The organism is Actinokineospora inagensis DSM 44258 (genome assembly GCF_000482865.1).
GTDB classification, from domain to species: Bacteria; Actinomycetota; Actinomycetes; order Mycobacteriales; family Pseudonocardiaceae; genus Actinokineospora; species Actinokineospora inagensis.
Window position 1 is genome coordinate 112,809 of the sequence record NZ_AXWW01000014.1, and the last position, 18,789, is coordinate 131,597.

An 18,789-nucleotide genomic window follows, 5' to 3' on the forward strand; every position below is an offset into this window, starting at 1 on the left:
GGACAAGAGAGTGGTGGTCATCGTTCCCCGCAGGGGTTCACGGTCGCCGGGGTCGAGATGACGCCACGGCGGCACAGGTCGGTTTTCACGTGGCGGTACCAGTCGGGCTCGGCGAGCCGGTAGCGGGTGCACGCTTCGTCCAGTTCGGCTGGTCCGGCGTCCCCGGCGTAGTACCGGGAGCACAGTTCCGGCTCCACATTGGCCAGTGCGAAGACGTAGCCGTCCACGCCCGGCGTGTGGACGACCAGGTCCTCATACCCCTGCCACACCACCACATCCGGTCGCGCTTCGAGGAGGGCGTTGGTGGCCGCCGGGTCGCCGCCGGAGTCCTTCACGGCGACGACCCCGTCCAGCTCGCACACCCGCAGCAAGGTCTCCCGGTCGAGCAGGTTCCGCGACACCGCCGACTCGTGGTAGACGACGACGGGCACGGGCACCGCGGCGACCAGGTCCGCGTAGTGCCGGAACATCTCCTCCTGCGACACGTCCGGCCCGGTCGGTGTCGGCGAGACGACCCCGGAGACCCCGAGGTCGACCGCCGCGCGCGCTCGGGTGGCGATCTCCGCGCTGGTCCGGCACTGGACACCGGCGAGGACCGGGAGCCCACCCGCGTGGGTGACCGAGTGGCGGACCATCGCGGCCCACCGCTCGTCGTCGAGGGCCCAGCCCTCGCCGGTGCTCAGCCCGGGAACCAGCGCGACGACGTACCCGCCGACCGCGCCGACCAGCCTCGCCACGTCCGCCTCGGACACGTGACCGGCCGCGGTGACCGGCGTGACCAGCGGGACGAGCACGCCCGACCGCATCGGCTCACCACCCCCCGACGTCGACCCGCAGCACCAGCGACGCCTGGTAGAGCGCCTCCAGTCCCGCCGGGAACTCCGGTTCGGCGCCGACCGGGTCCGGTCCGCGCACCGGCAGCCCGGCCCCGGTCGGGTACCGCTGGTCGACGGAGAACAGGGTGCCGCCGCGACCGATGGCCTGGCTGACGGTCAGCCGCTCGGTCAGCGGCAGGTCCGTGAGCAGCAGGGCCCGGGAGACGTCGTCGACCGTGTAACCCACCCGGTTCACGGCCATGTCGGTGTGCAGGTTGTCCATGAACGGGTAGTAGCCGTCCTGGACTTCCCGCGGGTGCGACCACACGATGTCGTCGCAGAGCCCCACCTGTTCCAGGCTCATCGTCACACCGGTGGCCAGCCTGCACACGAAGAACGCCTTGCAGGACCGGCGGACGCGCTCGTCGGTGCTGTGCATGCCCATGAACAGGGTCGCGTCGACGAACTCGGTGACCCGGATGCCCTGCTCGGGTATCCCAGCGGCCCTGGCGGTCCCAGCGGTCCCGGTCGTCACGGCGCGGCCCAGCCGGTGACCTGGGTGTCGAGCAGTGCGCGCAGCCGGGTCATCGCCTCGGCGAACATCCGCGGGTCGCGGGCCAGCGCCAACCGCACGTACTCCTCACCGCGGCTCGGCTCGCTCCAGTGGAAGTAACGGCCGGGCAACAGGTACAGCTCGTCCGCCGCGAGCAGTCCCTGCAACCGGGTGGCCGAGAACAGCGGCGGGCACACCCGGAACCACGCCACGCTCACCTTCGCCACGGGTTCCTGGTAGACCAGCGGCGACCCGGCCAGCGCGCGGACCGCGGCGGACCGGTTCGTGTCCAGCACGGACCGCACCGACGTCATCCGGTCGGCGGCCGAGTCCTCGATGTACTCGGTGAGCATGTTCAGCACGAACGGCGACACGTTCAGCAGCACGCTGGTGTGGATGTTGTACAGCTCCGGCCAGATGTCCCGGCTGCAGGTCAGCAGCGCGGCCTTGGCGTCCTGCACCGGCCAGGTCTTGCCGGTGTCCTCCAGGGCGACGTAGGACACCCCGGACTCCTCCAGCAGCGCGTAGACGTCGAACCGGTCCAGGCTGTCGTCGAAGAGGGTGAACGCGGCGAAGCAGAAGTCGACCAGCAGCAGTTTGTCGTGGTCGCGGCAGAACCGGACCACCTCCTCGAAGCCGCGCCGCCCGTGCCGCAGCAGCGTGGCGCCGGTGGGGTTGTTCGGGTCCACCAGGAACAACGCGTCGGTGCGGACGGTGGCGGCGAGGTTGTCGTACAGCGTGGCCGGGTCGTCCAGCAGGGACTCGGCGAACGGGTAGAGCGGCACGCCGACGTTGCTGAGCACGTCGTGCAGGTTGTCGAAGCAGGGTTCCACCAGCGACACCGACATCCGGCGGCGCTTGAGGTACATGGCGGCGACCAGGGTGGAGATCGACGCGGCGTAGGAGAGCAGCGTCCGCCGCAGCGGTGGGGCGGTGGGCTGGCCGTGCAGCCGGAAGAACGCCTCGATGAAGCGGTTCTCGTAGTCGGCCTGCTTGCCGTCCTCCGCCTCGTACCACAACTGCGGCAGCCGGGCCACGATCGCCCGCTGGCTCGGCGACTGGCGCTGGTGGGTGTGCGCGTCGGCGAGATTGAACTCGGTCTTGAGCGCCTGGATCTCGTGCTGGGTCAGGTCGACCAACTCGGTGCCGAACACTCCCGGCGCGGTCTGCACGGTGTTCACGCGATTATTCCTCCCCCGGTGGCCGGTGCTGACCGCGAAGGCGCGACGACGATTCACCGGTGCGCGGAAAACCACGGTCGACGGGCTCGCGTGAAACCACGCGACCGCGTTCATCGGCCGCGCGGCGCGATTCCCCCGCGACCGCACCCGCACCAGCGGTGTCGCAAAACCCCCTCGGCCCCCACCGCACCACGCCTCGTCCACCCGCGACCGGACCCTGCGCCCGGCCTGCGGCGTCCCGCGATGTTGGAACTGACTGCGTTACCCGCCCCCGACCGGCACCCGCGAGCGCGCCCACCCCACCGGTGGCCGTGACCCGTTCGCGGGATATCGAACCGGAGACCCCCAATTAATCGAATCGAAACCGACGGACCCGACCCTGCCACAAGCGACCGGAACGGGCAACCCGACTGTCCGGAATTCACTCGATAAGGAGGCCACCAACTGACTCTGGGTAAGGCCGCAACGGTGCGGTAATCACGCATCGTCGATCACCCATCGCTTTCCGGAAATGATCCGACGCGCACCTCCTCCCGATACCGAACAACCCAAACCGGCGAATTGCCGTACCGATCAGGGCGCCGCCCGTCACGTTCCCGGTCCGGCCACCGACAACGACCCGCGACCCCCACGACCGCGGGTCGGCCGGTGACCGCACGGGCAGGGCGCCCCACCGGTGGGCGGGGCGCCCCGGACTGCCCAAGCGACCGGGCAGGCCCGACCACGTCCGATCGGGACGGGTCAGGCGGTCTCGTGGACGAGCTCGACCTCCAGCTCCAAGTCGATCTCCTTGGACACCAGGATGCCGCCTGCCTCCAGCGCCATGTTCCAGGTCAGGCCCCAGTCCTCGCGGTTGATCCGGCCCTTGGCGGAGAACACCGCGCGGTTGTTGCCCCACGGGTCGGCCACCACGCCGAGGTGCTCGACCTTGAGCGACACCGACCGGGACACGCCCTTGATGGTGAGGTCACCCTCCAGCACACCGCCCGCGCCGATCCAGGAGACCGACGTCGACGTGAAGGTGGCGGTGGGGTGGTTGGCGACGTCGAAGAAGTCGTCCGAGCGCAGGTGGTCGTCGCGGGTCTTGTCGCCGCTGCTGACGGTGGTCATGTCGATGGTCACCTCGACACTGCTCTCCTCCGGCTGCTCGGCGACGGTGACCACGCCGTCCACCCCGGTGAACCGGCCGCGCACCTTGGTGATCATGAAGTGCCTGCCGACGAAGCCGACCTCGGCGTGGCCCGGGTCGACCTTCCAGGTCCCCGCGACCGGCAGTTCGACGCCGCCGAGGACCCGGGCGGAGCTGTTCTTGGACTCGGTGTTGGTCATCGCAGTTCTCCCCGATCGGTGGTCACTTGGCCGCGGACTCGGTGGGCAGGCCCGCGCCGACCCAGTCCTGCTTGCCCGCGGCGTACTTGAAGACGTTGGTGTAGCCCAGCTCGATGAGCCGGTCGGCGGCGATGCCGGAGTTGGAGCAGGCCTCGTTCGAGCAGTAGACGATCACCTCGGCGTCCTTGCTCGGGATGAGGCCGCCCGCGCGGTCGTCGACCTCGTCCAGCGGCAGGTTGAGCGCGCCGGGCAGGTGCGCCTCGTCGTAGTACGACGGCGGCAACGCCTCCAGGACGACCGCGGAACCGGCGTCGATCTTCTGCTTGACCTCGTCCGTGCTGATGACGCGAGCCATGGCCCGGCCCCCTGTCTCTCGTGTCCGTCTCTCGGCGGTCTTGAATGTGCGTCCGCACGCACTTTAACAGATATGTGCGGACGCACGCAATCGCCTACACTGGGCGGCATGCGACTCCCCCTGCGCACCGACCAACTCGGCATCGAGGCGTGGCGCTCGGTGCTGCTGGCCTACAACGCGGCCCTGCGCGCCATCGAGACCGAACTCGACCGGGCGGGCACCGTCCCGCTCACCTGGTACGACGTGCTGCTCGAACTGCAGGCCGCCGAGGCACCCGGCCTGCGCATGCGCGACCTGGCCGACCGGGTCGTGCTCAGCCGCACCCGGGTCAGCCGCCTGGTCGACGAGATGGCCGCCGCGGGCCTCGTGCGCAAGGAGACCGACACCGCCGACCGCCGCGTCGTGTGGGCGGTGCTCACCGACGAGGGCAGGACCGCGTTCCGCAAGACTGTCCCCGTGTACCTCGGCGGCATCGAGAAGCACTTCGCGCACTGGCTCACCGAGGAAGAGAAACAGGTCTGCGCCACCGCCCTGCTCAAAGTCGCCACCGCCCACGCGGCCTGCGACCCGGCCAAGGAGAAGCCATGACCACCGACCCCAGGCTCCCCACGACCCCGGACACGGTCGTCGTGTTCAGCGACCTCAACTGCTCGTTCGCCCACCTGGGCGTGTACCGCCTGCACAAGGCCCGCCGCGAACTCGGCCTGGACGGCAGGCTGTGGTTCGACCACCGGGCGTTCCCGCTGGAACTGTTCAACCGGTCGGTCAACGCCCGCACCGGCGTCGACTCGGAGATCGCCGTCCTCGGCGGCATCGAGCCCGAGGCGGGCTGGCGGATGTGGCAGGGCCCGGACTGGACGTACCCCGTGACCACGCTGCCCGCCCTGGAAGCCGTCCAAGCCGCCAAAGCCCAGAGCTGGGCCGCGAGCGAAGCCCTCGACCTCGCCCTCCGCGTCGCCTTCTGGTCCGCGGGCCGCACAATCTCCATGCGCCACGTCATCCTGGACGTCGCCGCCGAGACGGGTGTGGTCGACGTCCCCGCCCTCGCCACAGCCCTCGACGACGGCCGCGCCCGCCGACACGTGATGACCCAGTTCGCGGTGGCGTCGGAGGGACGGGTCAACTGCAGCCCCCACGTGTTCCTGTACGACGGGACGAATGAGGCGAATCCGGGCGTTACGGCGCACTGGGCGAACGGGGAGTTCGGATCTGGCTTCCCGGTGATCGACTCTGACGATCCCGGGATCTACGAACGCCTCCTGAAGCACGCGGCGGGGTTGCTGCCTGGTTGAGTCATCCACAGTGGACTCGTCCGTCCACGGGATTTCCGCGCACCCCGTGACAGGCCGCCGAGGTTGATGGTGCGCCCGCATTCGTGTCGGGTTGCCCGACCGCGTTTCGCGAGCAGGACTCAAGCAACGTGCGTTCAGTGGCATGTCTCCGCTGCTGGTGTTCAGCGGTGCGCCTCGGCAGGCCGCCGCCTTCTCAAACCCATCTCAGTGGGCCGCACGCCCGGCAGCCGGTTCGCAGGCATGTCTCAGCAGGTCGCGTTCGTGGTTGTTCACAGCAGAACCGTGAGGCTCTTGACAAGCCGTCGAACTCGACAGGCTCAGAAATGAACCCGGGTGGGCGAGCTCCTGCTTGGGCCGAGACGGCTTGCGTGTCAAGGGGTGTGACCGCCGGTCACCGCGTTGGCCAGGCGGGACGAACTGGGGCACGAGGCGAGGTGGGGTGGCGGGGGCAGCGGGGAAGCCATCGGGGGAGCAAGGGGTGGGCCGGGCGGAGCCTTGATCGAGTGCGGGTCCTGGTATTGGATCGGGCGGTCGACGAGTGGATATTGGGTGGCGCGATGGCGGACAGCCCGTTTGCGGGGGGTGGGCCGCTGGTTGACGTGGGGGGATTCGGGGCGGCGGTCGCGCGGTTTCGGGGGGTTGACCCGGTGGGGCGGGTCGTGTTGGTGGTGGGGCCCGCGGGGGGTGGGAAGTCGGCGGTGGTGGGGTGGTGTGTGGAGTGGTTGCGGGGCGGTCACGACACGGTGGTGGTCGATCTCAGCGGGTTGGCGCTCCCGTTGGCGGTGCGGGAGCGGATTGACGCGGTTTGTGTGCGGTTGGCCGAGCTGACGGGGGTGCGGCCAGCCGAGCCGCGGGGGGTGTTCGACGAGATCGAGGTGGGGTGGCCGGAGGACCGGCTGTTGGTGGTGCTGTTGCCGCCGATCGAGTTGCCCGCGGAGTTGGCGTGGTACGTGGGGGCGGTGCGGGAGCGGGTGGTGGTGTTCGCCGAGTCCGCGCACCTGGACGGCGGGGCGGCGGTGACGTTGCGGGTGCGGGCGTTGGAGCCGGGCGAGGTGGGGCGGTACGTGGCGAGCCGCGGGGTGCGGGTGGCGGACGCGGCGGTGGCCGGGATCGAGCGGGTGTATGCCCCGATCGGGTTAACGGTGGGGGTGCTGCGGCGGTTGTTGCACGAGGTGTGGGCGCGGCGGGACCGGGACGGCACCGCGATCGGGTTGGACGAGATCGCGGCTGTCCAGCGCAAACGGCTGCTCGAACCATAGTCCACAGTGGACAGGGGGTCCGGACCGGCCGGTACGCGGTACCCTGGCGGTCTGGGTACCCACTTCAGGGGGACGCGATGTCTCAGGCGACGGTGCCGAGCACGGGTGGTAGTCGACTGCCGCTGGCGGTTCTCGCGATCGCGGTCACGTGTTGGTTCCTCGCCGAGGTGGCTCGGGTACCGGGTGTGCACAGCGCTCCCGGGTATCACGTTTTCGTCTTGGCGTTGCTCGCCGTCGGGCTCTACGGGAGCACGCGCGGGATAGCGCTGTCCGAACTGCGCGGCAACATCGGCGTCGTCGTGACCGCGGTGACGGTGGGCGTGTTGGCCAAGACCGCGCTGATCGCCGGGGTGATGTACGCGGTTGACCAGCGGCCGGTGAGCCTGGTGCTCGGGGTCGCGGTCGCCCAGATCGATCCGCTGTCGGTGACGGCGACGATGAACCGGCGGATGTCGGACCGGGCGAAAACGATCCTGTCCGCGTGGGCGGCGTTCGACGACCCGGTCACGGTCTTGTTGACCGTGTACCTGTCCGCGTTCACCCTTGGCACACCGGGCTTGCTGTCGGCCGGTCTGGCGGGCTTCGGCGCGAGCCTGCTCGGCAACGCGGTCTTCGTGGTGGCGGCCGCAGTGCTGTGGTTGCTGTACGTGCGCTACGCCCGCCCCCGGCTCAACCGGGTGGTGACAGTGCTCTCGGCGCTCGTCGTCGCGGCCTTCGTCGTCGTCGCCGTCGCGCGGGGCCTGATGCTGGGGGTCGCGATCGCGGGCTTGTTCGTGCGGCCGTTCGCGGGTCACCCGAAGGCGGACTGGACGGTGGACAAGGCGGTCACCGGGGCGCTGCTGCTCGCCGGTGTCGCGCTCGGTGTCGTGTTGGCCGGATCGGTCGGCCCCGAAACGGTGGGATTGCTGCTCAAAGGCGTTGTCCTCGGTGTCGCAGCGTACGCGGCGCAGATGCTCGTCGGCTCGTTGATCGCCGCCCGAATGCCCCGCTACGACCGCTGGTGCCTGGCGTTGAGCCAGCAGAACGGGCTGACCGCGATCGTGCTGGCCCTGCTGCTGGAAACCAGCTTCCCCGGCACCGTGGCCGTCGTCGCCCCCGCGATCGTCATGACGAACCTGCTGTTCACCCTGAGCAGGCCCATCCTGGACCGGATGAGCGCCCCGCCTCCCACCATCGTCATCACCCTGACCGACCAGGCGATCGACCGAGCCGCTTAGGTCCAGCGGCTCAGCCAGGTGCGGTGGTGCTCGGCCAACAACCGCCGGGCGACGCGTTGTTCGTCGGCCGGGACGGGTTCGGCGAGCCAGCCCAGCACGCGGTCGCCGATGGCGTCGACGAAACGGCTGCCGAGTGGGGTAAGAGCGTCGCTGTCGAGGAGGGTTTGGGTGGCGAGCCAGGTCGCCGCGCGCCAACGGGCGAACTCGCGGTGCGCGCGGGGGCTGACGGCGACTCGACGGCGGTCACGCCAGAACGAGGCGATGGCCAGATGCGCGTAAGCGCCGTGCAGGAGTCCTGCGATGGGGCGGGGGTCGGTGCGCCAGGGCGCGTAGTAGCGCGTGTCGTCGTCGGTGTCGAACAAGGGGAAGAGGTCCATCAGGACGGTCAGCTTGGCGTGGTGCAGTTCGTGCGCGAGCGTGACGGCCATAGATTCGGCGTCGGTGCCAAGAGACAGGAACACGCACCCGAGCGCGTCTCCAACGGTCGCGCTTGTCTCCCCCACGTCAGACGGCGCCAGCGGGGTAAGAGCGCTGACCATCACGGCGAGTTCTTCAGCCAGGACAGGGTGATCTGTCGTCAGCAGCTCCCACGCCTGGGCTACTCGTTCGGCCCACGCTGCTGTGTCCACGAAACGCGCCAGGCCGAGTCCGTCGGGCAGCAGTCCGGCAGGCCAACCACCGAACGTCCAGCGCAGTCCTGGGGCTGGGGCGAGCATCGGGAACGGCTGCCAGAAAAGGTGATCCGTACGCACCCGCCCTCGGACCGGCCCGACCAAGGTGCCCAACGTCGGTAAGACCGATGAGACGAGCCCCGGGAACTTCAGGTCGACAGCGACATCAGCACGAACAGCCGCGGCGGCCGCCACGTGCGCGAGCCCCGCCCCACCAACAGGTTCTCCGCGTTCATGGCGTAAGAGGGCCGCAGTCACCCACAGGCCCACCATCGGATCGTCCAACACACGGTTGACCGCGACAGGGTGGTGCTGCCGCAGCTCACCCAAAACCGAGTAGGGCTCTGACGCGTCCGGGTCAGCCGCAGCGAGCAACCGGATGAAGGCGACCGTTCGGCTTCTCCGTGCTGACACGAGTAACCGCGCGGCTTCGGCCCCACCGCCGCCGGTGGCGAGAGCGTCGAACAGGTCGAGCGACATGGTGTGCTGCGCGACGGTCATCGCAGTGCCGCGAGGTCGTGGGCGAGCCGCGCCCGTACATGACTGGTCAACCGGTACAGATCGGCGCAGTACACCGAGGGGTGCGCAAACCCTTGCCCCGCACGGTAGCGGTGCGCGGGATGCCCACCTCCACAAGCCTCTAGCACCGGGCAAGCCACACACAACGGCGACAGCACCTGCTCCGGTAGCACTACCGCGTCAAACGGGTCAGTAGCGACGTTGAGCCCGGTGTCCACGGCCGAAGGATCAACAGCCGCCACGATGTCCGACAACTCGATGGCGCCGTCCGTGCCCACCACCACCGGCGGCGACGTGAGCGGCCCCAGCCCCTCAACCCCAGAGGCCCCACCGAGCCACAGCGTGACCATCTCGCTGAACTGGCGGACCGACGTGGTCGGCGCGCCGGAGCCGTACCACTCGTCGAACACCGGTATCAACCAATCCGCGTAGGGCGTGGACGAATCCGGGCGGCGGCCCGGCGGGGGCTGCGACCAGGTGCCGTGCGGCAGCAGGAAGTCGACCTCCGGCGGCCCGAACCGGAGCAATTCGCGATACGTGGCCAGCGGGTCGGCGGCCAGGTCGACCACGCAGAGCAGCCCGGCGAAGATGTGCCGGAAATCCGGCCCGGCCAGTTTTCGCACCGCCGCCGCGACCGCGTCGTGACTACCGGCGCCGTTGTGCCGTTTCCGATGTCTATCGTGTCCAGCTTTTGTCCCGTCGAGGCTCACGCCCACCCGGACATTCAGCTCGGCGAACAAGCGAAGGAATCGTTCGTCCAACCGCACGCCATTGGTCTGCACGGTGAATCCGACCGCGGCGGGCACCACGGCGCGGGCGGCGCGCACCAGCGCCTCGATCCTGGCCGGTCCGGCCAGCAGCGGCTCACCGCCGTGCAGCACCACCTCGACCCGCTCGATCCCGTGCGCCACCACGTGTTCGGCGATGCGCGCGACCAGGTCCGCCGCGGTCCGCTCGGACATCAGCGCAGGCCGCGAGCGCCACCGCCGGTCGGCCATCTCGTAGACGTAGCAGTAGTCGCAGGCCAGGTCGCAGCGACCGTGCACCTTCACCACGAACTGGCGGAACGGCGGCGCTGACCGCATGTCCCTCCCCCGCGCTGGACCGTTTGTCGTTTCGCGTTCCATGTAACACGGGTATGGCGATGTGGTGTGTCCGCTGATCGGTGTATCTTCGCCTTACGCGTCCGCCGAAGAAGGGGCTCCGCCGGTCGCGGGACCGATAGGGTCCGGTAAGTCGTTCCGGGAAGCGGCCGGCCGGGCGGGCGAGCGGGTTCGAAGGGGGCGCGATGGAGGGCACCGGGTCGGCGCCGCCGATCACCGAATCGGGGCTGGTGCGTTCGCGGCTGCTGGACGTTTCCGATATCGATTTCGACCGGCTGGCCGCGCTGCCGGACTGCGTGCTGCGCGACTCGCTGGCCAGGGTGCTCGGCCAGCTCGCCGCCGTGCCGGACCGCTACCAGGCGCACCAGAGCTCGCTGTCCGGGCAGTCGGAGCCGGTGCAGGCCAGACCGGTGCGGCCGTTCGAGTGAAGTTCACCCCGGTGGCGGCCGACGGGTGCCGGGCGCGGTGATCCTCGGTGGTACCGCCGCTGGTGCTGGTTCCAGTGCGGTGCCGCGCACGCGAGCGGTACGGTCGGGCAACTCGGATGACCAGGTAGGGCTGTCGCGGGTCGGTAAAGACCACGCAGGGGTGCGGATAGGAGCGCGATGAGTCGGCCGACGAGCGGACAGGCCGTCGTGACCGTTTTCGTGTCCGTTGTGGACAACGCGGGCCGGGTCGACGCGGCGGCGAACCTGTGCGGTGTGCTGGCCGGGGCGGGCCGCCGGGTGCTGGTGCTGGACTGGTCGGCCGAGCTGACGTCGGTGCGCGACTACCTGCGCGTCTTCCACACCGGCACGCGGGCCTGCCCGGACCGGGTGTGGGCGGCCGCGCAGGGGCTGACCGGCGGCGCGGGTGGGCGGCTGCGCGACCACCGGGAGCTGGCCGGGCACGTGGTCCCCAGCCTGCCCGGGTCGGTCGACGTGCTCTCGGTCGCCGACGGCCTGCCGCACCTGCGGTACGCCGCGCTGGACGAGCACGCCCTGGGCGACCTGCGGGCCGCGTTGATCGACTCCGGGTACGACGACGTGCTCGTGTCGTTGCCGTCGCGGCGGGACAGCGGGGTGCTGCGGGCCGCGAGCGTGCTGGGCGACACGGTGGTGGTGTGCTTCGAGCCGGTGATCCCGACGCTGGGCGCGGCCGTGGACACCGTGGAGGGGGTGCGCCGGAGCGCGCCGCTGCGGGTGGACGTCGTGGTGGCGGCGACCCGGTTCCGGTTGGACGACGCGGAGCACCGGGTCAACGCGCTGCGCACCGCCATCCGGCAGGCGATCGGGCCGGTGCTGCCGCAGCGGGCCCGGCTGGCCGACCCGTTCGTCGAGCTGCCCGAGCCCAGTTACCTGACCGCGGCGCCGCTGCTGTCCGTGGTCGCCGAGGAGGCGGGTTCGGACCGGTTGTGGACGCAGTACGTGCGGCTGGCGACGCTGGTCGACGCGGACCGGGGGGTGCAGCCGCGGCGGGTGGACGAGCGGGCGCGCGGGCGGTACCGGCGGGTGGCCGGGATCGACGTGGACGAGCAGCGGGTCGTGGTGGCCGCCGAGCGCCCGCTGCGGCCGTGGGCGGACTGGGTGGCGGCGCAGTTGGCCGAGGTGAACGTGGCGGTAAGGGCGCCGGGCGACAACACCGATGGGCTGCCGCTGGTGCGGATCGCCGAGCGGGACGCGGAGCCGGACGGCCGCGCGGACGTCACGCTGCACCCGATCACGGTGCCCGGTGGCCGTATCAGCGACTCGATGCTCAAGACCGTGCGGGAACGGGTGGAGGACACCCGGGAGCGCTTGTTCTCCCGTTTGGGCTACCCGACGCCCCCGCTGCCCACGGAGTTCGCGCCGAGGGTGCCGGGACTGCCATCGCCGGTGTTCGGGCTACCGGCTCTGAGCACCCGTTTCCGCCACCGTGAATCCGAGCTCGACAAGCTCCGCGACGCGTTTACCCCGACCGCGGGGGTGAACACGGTGGCGTTGACGGGTCAGCATGGAGCGGGCAAGTCCGAGTTGGCGTTGGCCTACGCGCACAAGTACGCGTTCGCGTACGACGTCGTGTACTGGCTGCCCTCGCATGAAGACCAGGCCATCTTGGTGCAGCTCGCGGAGTTGGCCGGGAAGCTGCGCGCGGAACCCGAGCAGTACGGCAGCAAGGCCGCGCTCGACAAGCTCGCCACCACGCCCGAGCTGCGGTTCCTGCTGGTCTACGACGGCGCCCCGGACATCGCGGCGGTCGCCGACCTGCTGCCCAAGGGCGGGCGCGGTGACGTCATCGTCACGACCGACACGGTCGGACCGGACTTCGGGGGCACCGTCCTGGCGGTCGCGGGCCTGGGTGTCAAGCACAGCGCCGAGTTGGTGTGCGCCGGGGTGGCGGGTCTGAGCCGGTCCACCGCCGAGGAGATCGCCGCCGAGCTGGGTCGCTGGCCGCTGGCGCTGAACCTGGCCGCCTGCTGGTTGACCGAGCGGGTGCGGGTGCTGACCAGCGGCGTTGACGGCACATACCCGGACATCTACGAGGCCGCCGAGGTCGCCGCCCGGGACCTGCTGGCCCGGCTGCGCGCGGACCCGACCGGGCAGAGCGGCATCCACCGGATGGCCCGGCTGACCCTGGCCACCGTGCGGGCGGGCGCGGACGAGCGGCGGCTGGGCGCGGTGGCGGCGTTGATCGCCGAGTTCGGCGCGTTCCTCTCGCCGCTGGGTGCCGCGCTGGAGCTGGTGCGGTCGCCGGGGTGGCGCGCCGAGCTGGTCGGTGAGGGCGGCGACGAGCTGCTGGTGTACCCGCCGCTGGTCGACCAGGCGCTGTGGCTGGGTGAGCGGTACGGGCTGTTCGAGGTCGACTGGGGTCGGTCCCGGGTCCGGGTCGGCGACGTGCTGCGGTCCACCATCGGGGAGCTGATCGACCCGGCGAGCCGGTTGGCCCGGCAGGCGGCGGTGCTGCGCGCGCTCGCCGCGTATGCCCCGTACGAGGTCACCCCATCGGGTCGCGAGCGGTTCCTGGAACTGGGCACGCACATCGCCGCGTCCGGCGCGATGGGCAGCGACGACCCCGGGGTGCGGCGCTGGCTGGTGGCGCAGGCCAGGTTCTACTTCACCAGCGGCGGGGTCGGGGTCCGGCGCGCGGCCCTGGCCTCCGGTCAGGACGTGTTCGACTCGTGGACCGACCGGTTCGGCCCGGCCGACGAACTGCGGCTGCGGCTGGGCACACAACTGGCCAACCTGCGCCGTGAGCTCGGCGACCGCGAGGGCGCGCTGGCCATGGACGAGGACGTGCTGCGGGTCCAGAAACGCGTGCACGGGGTCGCCGACCCGCGGACCCTGGCGACCGCGCGCGACCGGGGCGGCAACCTGCGCGGCCTTGGTCGGTTCGCCGAGGCGCTGGTGCAGGACACGCTGACCTGGCAGCACCACAACGACGTCCTCGGCCCGGACCACCCGGAAACCCAGTGGGCCACCAACAACCTCGCGGTCTCGCAGTACCTCTCCGGCGACGCGCGCTCCGCGTTGCGGACCCAGCGGTCCCACCTGGAGCGGCTGGCGCGGCTGTACGGCGACTACCACCGTGACACGGTGTGGGCGTTGGGCAAGGCGGGGATCTACGCCGGTCAGCTCGGGTTGGCGTCCGCCGAGGGGTACCTGGAGGAGGCCGCGCGGCAGGCGCGGCACGCCCACCGCGGCGACCTGCAGTTGGTCGGCGGGATGGAGTGGCACCTGGGGATCGTCAAGCGCGGCCGCGACCCGAGGTCCGCCCGCGCCGACATCACCAACGGGCTGCGGCACCTGACGACGTCACGCCGCGACTCCCACCCCGACCGGTTCGCGTGCATGCTCTCGTTGGCCGCCACCCAGCGGGTTTACGGGTGGGAGCCCGCCGAGACCGAGAAGCTGGCGCGTGGGGCGCTGACCGGTCTGCTGGACGCCATCTGCCTGCACCGCGAGCACCCGTTCATCGGACTCGCCCGGCTCGGCCTTGGGCTCACGCTCGCCGCGCGCGGATCGGTCGACGAGGGGTTGACCGAGGTCCGCGCCGCGCACGCGATCCTGTTGGCCCGCCTCGGCGAGGTGCACCCCTGGACCCTGGCCGCCACCGTCGACCTGGCCGCCATCGACCCGGCGCATTCCCTGGCCGCCGACGCGCTGGCCGCCTGCGAGGAATACCTCGACCTGGACCACCCGTACACCCTGGTAGCCGCGTCGAACGCGGGCACCGAGACCTGGAAGGTGATCGATGTCGACATCCCCCAGATCTGACTGGCGCCCCGAGACCGCCGACGACCAGGTCGAGCTGCCCCCGGACCTGGCCACCCACCTGCACGCCGCGGTCACCGCCGCCCCCAGCCTGGACTGCGTCGGCTTCTTCGAGCACGACGACTTCGTCTACGGCCTCAACCGCTTGGTGGCCGACCCGACCGCCGCCCCCGGCACCGACCGCTGGGACTCCCTGCGCCGGCTCGGCGTCCAGTTGGCGGTGGCCTGGCGCGACCTGGACCGCGGCCTGCAGCCCATGCGCACCGGCCGTCTCATCAGGACAGTGGTGGACGCCGAGGGCGGGGCGGTCTTCTGCGAGACCGTTCGGCCCGGCATGCACGTCATCGGCGCGGTGTCGGCGGTCTCGGTCGACGACCGCGAAGCCGCCGACGCCGCCATCGCGTCCGTGGTCGAACACCTGCGCTCAGCGGAAAAACTCCCCTCCCAAAACCACGGCTCGTTCGCCGATTCCGGCCCGCCTGTCGCCGAGGCAGGCTCCGGCGAAGTGCTGCGAGCATCCGGTGACTCGTCCCTTGTGGACAGCCTCAGCACCTCGATCCGACTGGATGGCTTGCACGCCTTGGCCTTCTTCGCCCGCGGCGAGAAACTGGCCGATGTGGACTGCTTCGACTCCCCCGGACTGGCCTCGTTCCACGAACTCGCCACCCCAGCCGAACGGCGGCCACTGTACTCGGGACTGGGACAGGAACTCGCGGGGTTGGCGAGCCAGTTGAACCAGGCCACCTCGGGCGCGCTGGGGGGCCGGTTGCGGCGGATCGTGCTGGATGTGCAGTCCGGAGCAGTGTACTACCGGCGGTTGCCCCGGCAGCGGTACCTGGTGGGGGTGACGCTGGACCAGACCCGGGTCGGCCGGGCGGACCACCAGATGACGGATCTGGCGGACCACCTGAGCGCGGTGGCGTAGCGCCGTCTCAGCGGTTGGCGACGGACTCGAGGACGGCTTCGCGGACGCGGAAGCTGAAGTCGGCGAGGGCGCGTTCGGCGCGTTGGCGGACGGCGCCGGAGAGCAGGCCCGCGCGAACCAGGTCGACGAGGGCGCCACGGGCCGGGAGGGCGTCGGTGATGTTGTCGTAGGTGTCGCACATGCGGTCGAGGAGGTCGCGGGCGGCCGAGTCGACGCGGGTGGTGTTGGTGCGGTACCAGTCGGCGAGCACGGTGCGGAAGGTGGTGATCACCTGGCGGAGGAGGACGGCGGAGCCGGTGGCGGCGACGACGGACTCCTCGCGGAGCTGCACGACCAGCGGGTCGGCCTCGGCGACGATGTCGTGGGCGAAGGCGTTCGGCGCGATGTGGATGTTGGCCAGGTCGTCCAAAGCGGACGTCGCCTCGTCGAAGAGTTCGGCCAGCACCGGGGGGAGCAGGCTTTCCTGCTGGGTGACGACCGGTGCGGTGTGGACGGTGGCGGCGAGGTCGTCGACCCGGCGGGTGAGGGCGTCGGCGAGTTCGCGCTGGCCCGCGGCGAGCCCGGCGAGCCAGGTCTCCAGTTGCCTGCGCAGGCCGACCAGCGAGTCCGGCTCGCTGTGCCGGGGCAGCCGGGTGCGGGCGGCTTCGAGGACGGCGGTGATGTCCTCGCCGAAGCTGTGCGGGCGGACCACCAGCAGGTCCCGACCGAGCAGGTCGCGCACCTGCACAACAGCCGTGTCCGTTGGCACGCCGACGACGACGAGGACGATCTCCGCGCCGGGCTGGGCGGCGCGCAGCGCGGCGATGCGCGCCAACGCCCGGCCGATCTCCGCCGAGTCCGCAAGGGACGGTGTGACGATCAGCGCGCAACCGCTGTCGAAGTCGGGGAAGGTGATCCAGAAGTCGGCGCGGGCCTGCGGGGAGGGGCCGAGCATGTGGTCGCGGCGCGGGTTCCAACCGGACCGCTCGGCCAGCCGCCAGATCTGGTTGACGACCTCGTCGTAGTCGGGGGCGCCGAACTCGTCGGCGGAGGCAGCGGCGAGCACGGCCTCGTCGACGAGCACCTCGGTGTTCGCGGCGACGGCGGCGTTGTCGGCCAGTCGGAAAGCCTTGCGGCACAACCTGATCACGTCACGCGCGTAGCCGCGGGTGAGTCTGCGGATCATGCGGATGGACACCGGGGTGAACGGTTCGATGCCGTTCTCGCCAAGGACCTCCTCGTGCGACCGCAGGACGAAGTCGGTGATCTCCTCGTCGGTGAGCCCGGCCAGGTCGACCCGGACCGGGATGCGGGCGCGCACGGCCGGGGTGAGCACCTCCCAGACGTCCGGGAGTCCACACAGGACCAAGCAGGCGCCGGTGCGGGCGCTGACCGCGAGCAGGTCCTGGAACCGGGCCATCAGCGTGTCGTTCGGCCGGTGGCGGGCCGAGAAGATCTTGTCCAGCTCGTCGATGACCAGCACGAACCGGTTGCGCAGCCCGGAGAACAGCAGGGCGATGACGCGCAGCGCCTCCAGCGCGGCGAGCTCGTTGTCGATCCGCCGGGTGATGCCCCGGTCGACCAGGATCTCGTCGGGTTCGGCGCCGGTGAGCCATTGCCACACGGCGTCGTCGAAACCGTTGCGCAGCAACAGGGTCAGCACAGTGCTGAAGTCGTGTTCACCGGTGACGCCGACCAGGGTCTGCTGGACCCGGCGGAGCAGGGCGCTCTCCAGCATGCCCAGCTCGCGGATGACCTTCTGCGGGGTGACCTGGCCCGCGGTCAGCGCCTGCAGCGCGTCGCCGGACAGGCCGGTCTCCTGCAGCGCGGCGGCGACCACGTCGGCGTAGTAGTCGCGGACCTGGGCGATCAGCGCGTCCCGGCCGACCTCGCGGAGGAACCGCAGGTAGAGCGACCGGAAGTCCTCGGCGTTGGCGTCGAGGTAGATCGCCTTGGTCGGCCCGCCGAGCGCGGCGCGGGCGCGGCGGACCAGCCGGACGGCGAGATGGGTCTTGCCGAGGCCGTAGTCGCCGAGCAGGGCGACGACCACGCCCGCCGAGCCGGACTCGGGTTCGGCGCCGAGGTAGTCGTCGAGCATCCGGTAGGCGCGGCGCATGGCGTCGGTGACCACGGTGACGTCCGCGGTGGCCTGGTCACCCTCGACGACCGAGGTGCTGGCGACCGCCATCACGTTGTACGGGTTGCGCTTGCGCTCCCGCCGGGAGGGACCCTGGACGCCGCTCATGACTTGTTTCCCTTGGTGTATCGATTCAGGTCGTCGACGGTCACCGCATACGACTCAATGTAGTTCACCCGCTCGGCGCGCAACATCTCGAACGTGCCGAGCAGGGTGCGCTGCAAGGTCTTGATCGACTTCGTGTGCACCAGCTCGGTGAGCGCCTGGTCGGCCACGACCCGCGGGTACCGGCCTGCCGCGCGGTGCCGGTGCAGCCGGTCGTCGACGAACCGGACCACGTCCGCCCTGGTCAGGGTGCGCAGCCGGAGCACGATCGGCGGGGTGCTGTCCTCCAGCTCGACCTCGATCCGGCGCACCTCGGCGTCGGTCAGCAGCGCGGACTCGGCCAGGTAGAGCACCCGGGGGCTGAGCATGCCGCTGGCGTAGACGTGCACCTCGCGGTGCAGGTCGAGGTGGTCGGGCAGCAGCACGACGAGCGCGACACCCGGGTCGAGCAGGCCGTCGAGCTCGGGGAGGATCTGGTCGGGGTCACCGGAGTCCAGCTCGGCGGCGGCCGGGTCGACCAGCGCCCGCTCCTCGCGCAGGGTGCGCACCAATCGGCCACACGCCCAGCCGACCCGGGTGTTGATGCTGGCGGATTCGAGGGCGAGCGCGTGGCGGCGCAGGTCGGCCAGCACGACCCGGTCGGCCAGGCCGCCGACGAGCGCGTTGCGCGCCCACCAGGCGCAGCGGTTGACCAGGGCGCTCTTGCCGCAGCCGGACTCGCCGACCACCAGCACGTAACCGCCGGTGGACACGATGTCCTCGACGACCTCCGGGGGCTCGGTCGTCTCGTCCTCGGTCGGGCCGGCGAAGCGCTGGTAGGCCCGAGCGGTGCCGCACACGTCCACGTAGTGGTGATCGTGCGCGGCGTCGTCGATCGGACGCAGGGTGAGCATGGCCTTGCTCACCCGCCGCTGCGGTGGCACGAACGGGTTGAACGCGTCGCTCGCGCTCCCGTCGCCGCCGCGCACCACCCCAAGCCCCTTCCCGCCCGTCGATCACCCCGAGGGATGCCGATGCTACCGAGCGCGTCGGTACGCCGTCCCGATAACCGGGCAGACGCACCCGACCGCGGGCAACCGGCATCCAGTGCGTGGACCCGCTGGACGGACCGGGGCGGGGC

16 protein-coding genes are annotated in these 18,789 nt (G+C 71.0%); 7 read left to right on the top strand and 9 right to left on the bottom strand.

The genetic code is table 11. The features are described from left to right. Positions 1 to 17 precede the first annotated feature (17 nt). The 5 genes from H504_RS0105230 to H504_RS0105250 all read right to left on the bottom strand — a co-directional run bounded on the left by H504_RS0105230 (position 18) and on the right by H504_RS0105250 (position 4,233). Positions 18 to 806 carry a dihydrodipicolinate synthase family protein gene (locus H504_RS0105230; RefSeq protein ID WP_026421914.1) on the bottom strand — a complete coding sequence of 263 codons (789 nt, stop codon included), beginning with the start codon at positions 804 to 806 and terminating at the stop codon, positions 18 to 20. A 4-nt stretch (positions 807 to 810) separates the two neighbouring features. Then, positions 811 to 1,350, bottom strand: coding sequence for a DUF6190 family protein (locus tag H504_RS0105235; RefSeq protein WP_245614077.1), 540 nt, complete (start codon positions 1,348 to 1,350; stop codon positions 811 to 813). Next, positions 1,347 to 2,549, bottom strand: a complete 1,203-nt coding sequence (locus tag H504_RS0105240; RefSeq protein WP_245614078.1) for an aminotransferase class I/II-fold pyridoxal phosphate-dependent enzyme — start codon at positions 2,547 to 2,549, stop codon at positions 1,347 to 1,349. The genes H504_RS0105235 and H504_RS0105240 overlap by 4 nt, the downstream gene beginning before the upstream one ends. 741 nt (positions 2,550 to 3,290) lie before the next feature. Next, on the bottom strand, positions 3,291 to 3,878 hold the full coding sequence (locus H504_RS0105245; RefSeq protein WP_051385508.1) for a YceI family protein: 588 nt from the start codon (positions 3,876 to 3,878) through the stop codon (positions 3,291 to 3,293). A 22-nt stretch (positions 3,879 to 3,900) separates the two neighbouring features. Then, positions 3,901 to 4,233: a rhodanese-like domain-containing protein gene (locus H504_RS0105250; RefSeq protein WP_026421918.1), complete on the bottom strand. Its 333-nt coding sequence runs from the start codon at positions 4,231 to 4,233 to the stop codon at positions 3,901 to 3,903. A 108-nt stretch (positions 4,234 to 4,341) separates the two neighbouring features. Between H504_RS0105250 and H504_RS33390 the strand changes: the two genes are divergently transcribed. The 4 genes from H504_RS33390 (at position 4,342) to H504_RS33395 (ending at position 8,001) form a co-directional block, all read left to right on the top strand. Further along, complete coding sequence (locus H504_RS33390) at positions 4,342 to 4,821, top strand: MarR family winged helix-turn-helix transcriptional regulator (protein ID WP_035303321.1); 480 nt, start codon at positions 4,342 to 4,344, stop codon at positions 4,819 to 4,821. Next, a complete protein-coding gene (locus tag H504_RS0105260) occupies positions 4,818 to 5,525 on the top strand; it encodes a DsbA family oxidoreductase (protein ID WP_026421919.1) in 708 nt (235 codons plus the stop codon). The genes H504_RS33390 and H504_RS0105260 overlap by 4 nt, the downstream gene beginning before the upstream one ends. A gap of 713 nt (positions 5,526 to 6,238) precedes the next feature. Beyond that, positions 6,239 to 6,784, top strand: a complete 546-nt coding sequence (locus H504_RS0105265) for a hypothetical protein (protein ID WP_157440226.1) — start codon at positions 6,239 to 6,241, stop codon at positions 6,782 to 6,784. A gap of 77 nt (positions 6,785 to 6,861) precedes the next feature. Continuing rightward, positions 6,862 to 8,001 (top strand): cation:proton antiporter domain-containing protein, encoded by a 1,140-nt coding sequence (locus tag H504_RS33395; RefSeq protein WP_051385509.1) that lies wholly within the window; start codon positions 6,862 to 6,864, stop codon positions 7,999 to 8,001. Here H504_RS33395 and H504_RS39455 read toward each other — a convergent pair. Next, positions 7,998 to 9,173 carry an aKG-HExxH-type peptide beta-hydroxylase gene (locus H504_RS39455; protein WP_084467389.1) on the bottom strand — a complete coding sequence of 392 codons (1,176 nt, stop codon included), beginning with the start codon at positions 9,171 to 9,173 and terminating at the stop codon, positions 7,998 to 8,000. The two genes, H504_RS33395 and H504_RS39455, sit on opposite strands and share 4 nt — an antisense overlap. Continuing rightward, positions 9,170 to 10,276 carry an FxsB family cyclophane-forming radical SAM/SPASM peptide maturase gene (locus tag H504_RS0105285; RefSeq protein WP_026421922.1) on the bottom strand — a complete coding sequence of 369 codons (1,107 nt, stop codon included), beginning with the start codon at positions 10,274 to 10,276 and terminating at the stop codon, positions 9,170 to 9,172. Before H504_RS0105285 ends, H504_RS39455 begins: the two co-directional genes overlap by 4 nt. Positions 10,277 to 10,479: 203 nt before the next feature. On the opposite strand from H504_RS0105285, the gene fxsA reads away from it, so the two are divergent. The 3 genes from fxsA (at position 10,480) to H504_RS0105300 (ending at position 15,448) form a co-directional block, all read left to right on the top strand. Continuing rightward, the gene (gene fxsA / locus H504_RS0105290; RefSeq protein WP_026421923.1) at positions 10,480 to 10,722 is read left to right on the top strand and encodes an FxSxx-COOH cyclophane-containing RiPP peptide; all 243 of its coding nucleotides are present in this window, start codon (positions 10,480 to 10,482) and stop codon (positions 10,720 to 10,722) included. Positions 10,723 to 10,899: 177 nt separating this feature from the next. After that, on the top strand, positions 10,900 to 14,526 hold the full coding sequence (gene fxsT, locus H504_RS0105295) for an FxSxx-COOH system tetratricopeptide repeat protein (RefSeq protein ID WP_157440227.1): 3,627 nt from the start codon (positions 10,900 to 10,902) through the stop codon (positions 14,524 to 14,526). Further along, entirely contained in the window at positions 14,504 to 15,448 is a 945-nt protein-coding gene (locus H504_RS0105300; protein WP_026421925.1) for a hypothetical protein, read from the top strand. The genes fxsT and H504_RS0105300 overlap by 23 nt, the downstream gene beginning before the upstream one ends. A 7-nt stretch (positions 15,449 to 15,455) precedes the next feature. Here the strand turns inward: H504_RS0105300 and H504_RS0105305 are convergent, their stop codons facing one another. Both H504_RS0105305 and H504_RS0105310 read right to left on the bottom strand, forming a co-directional pair. After that, positions 15,456 to 17,672, bottom strand: a complete 2,217-nt coding sequence (locus tag H504_RS0105305; RefSeq protein ID WP_026421926.1) for a hypothetical protein — start codon at positions 17,670 to 17,672, stop codon at positions 15,456 to 15,458. Further along, positions 17,669 to 18,640, bottom strand: a complete 972-nt coding sequence (locus tag H504_RS0105310) for a hypothetical protein (protein WP_026421927.1) — start codon at positions 18,638 to 18,640, stop codon at positions 17,669 to 17,671. Before H504_RS0105310 ends, H504_RS0105305 begins: the two co-directional genes overlap by 4 nt. Between the last annotated feature and the right edge of the window lie 149 nt (positions 18,641 to 18,789).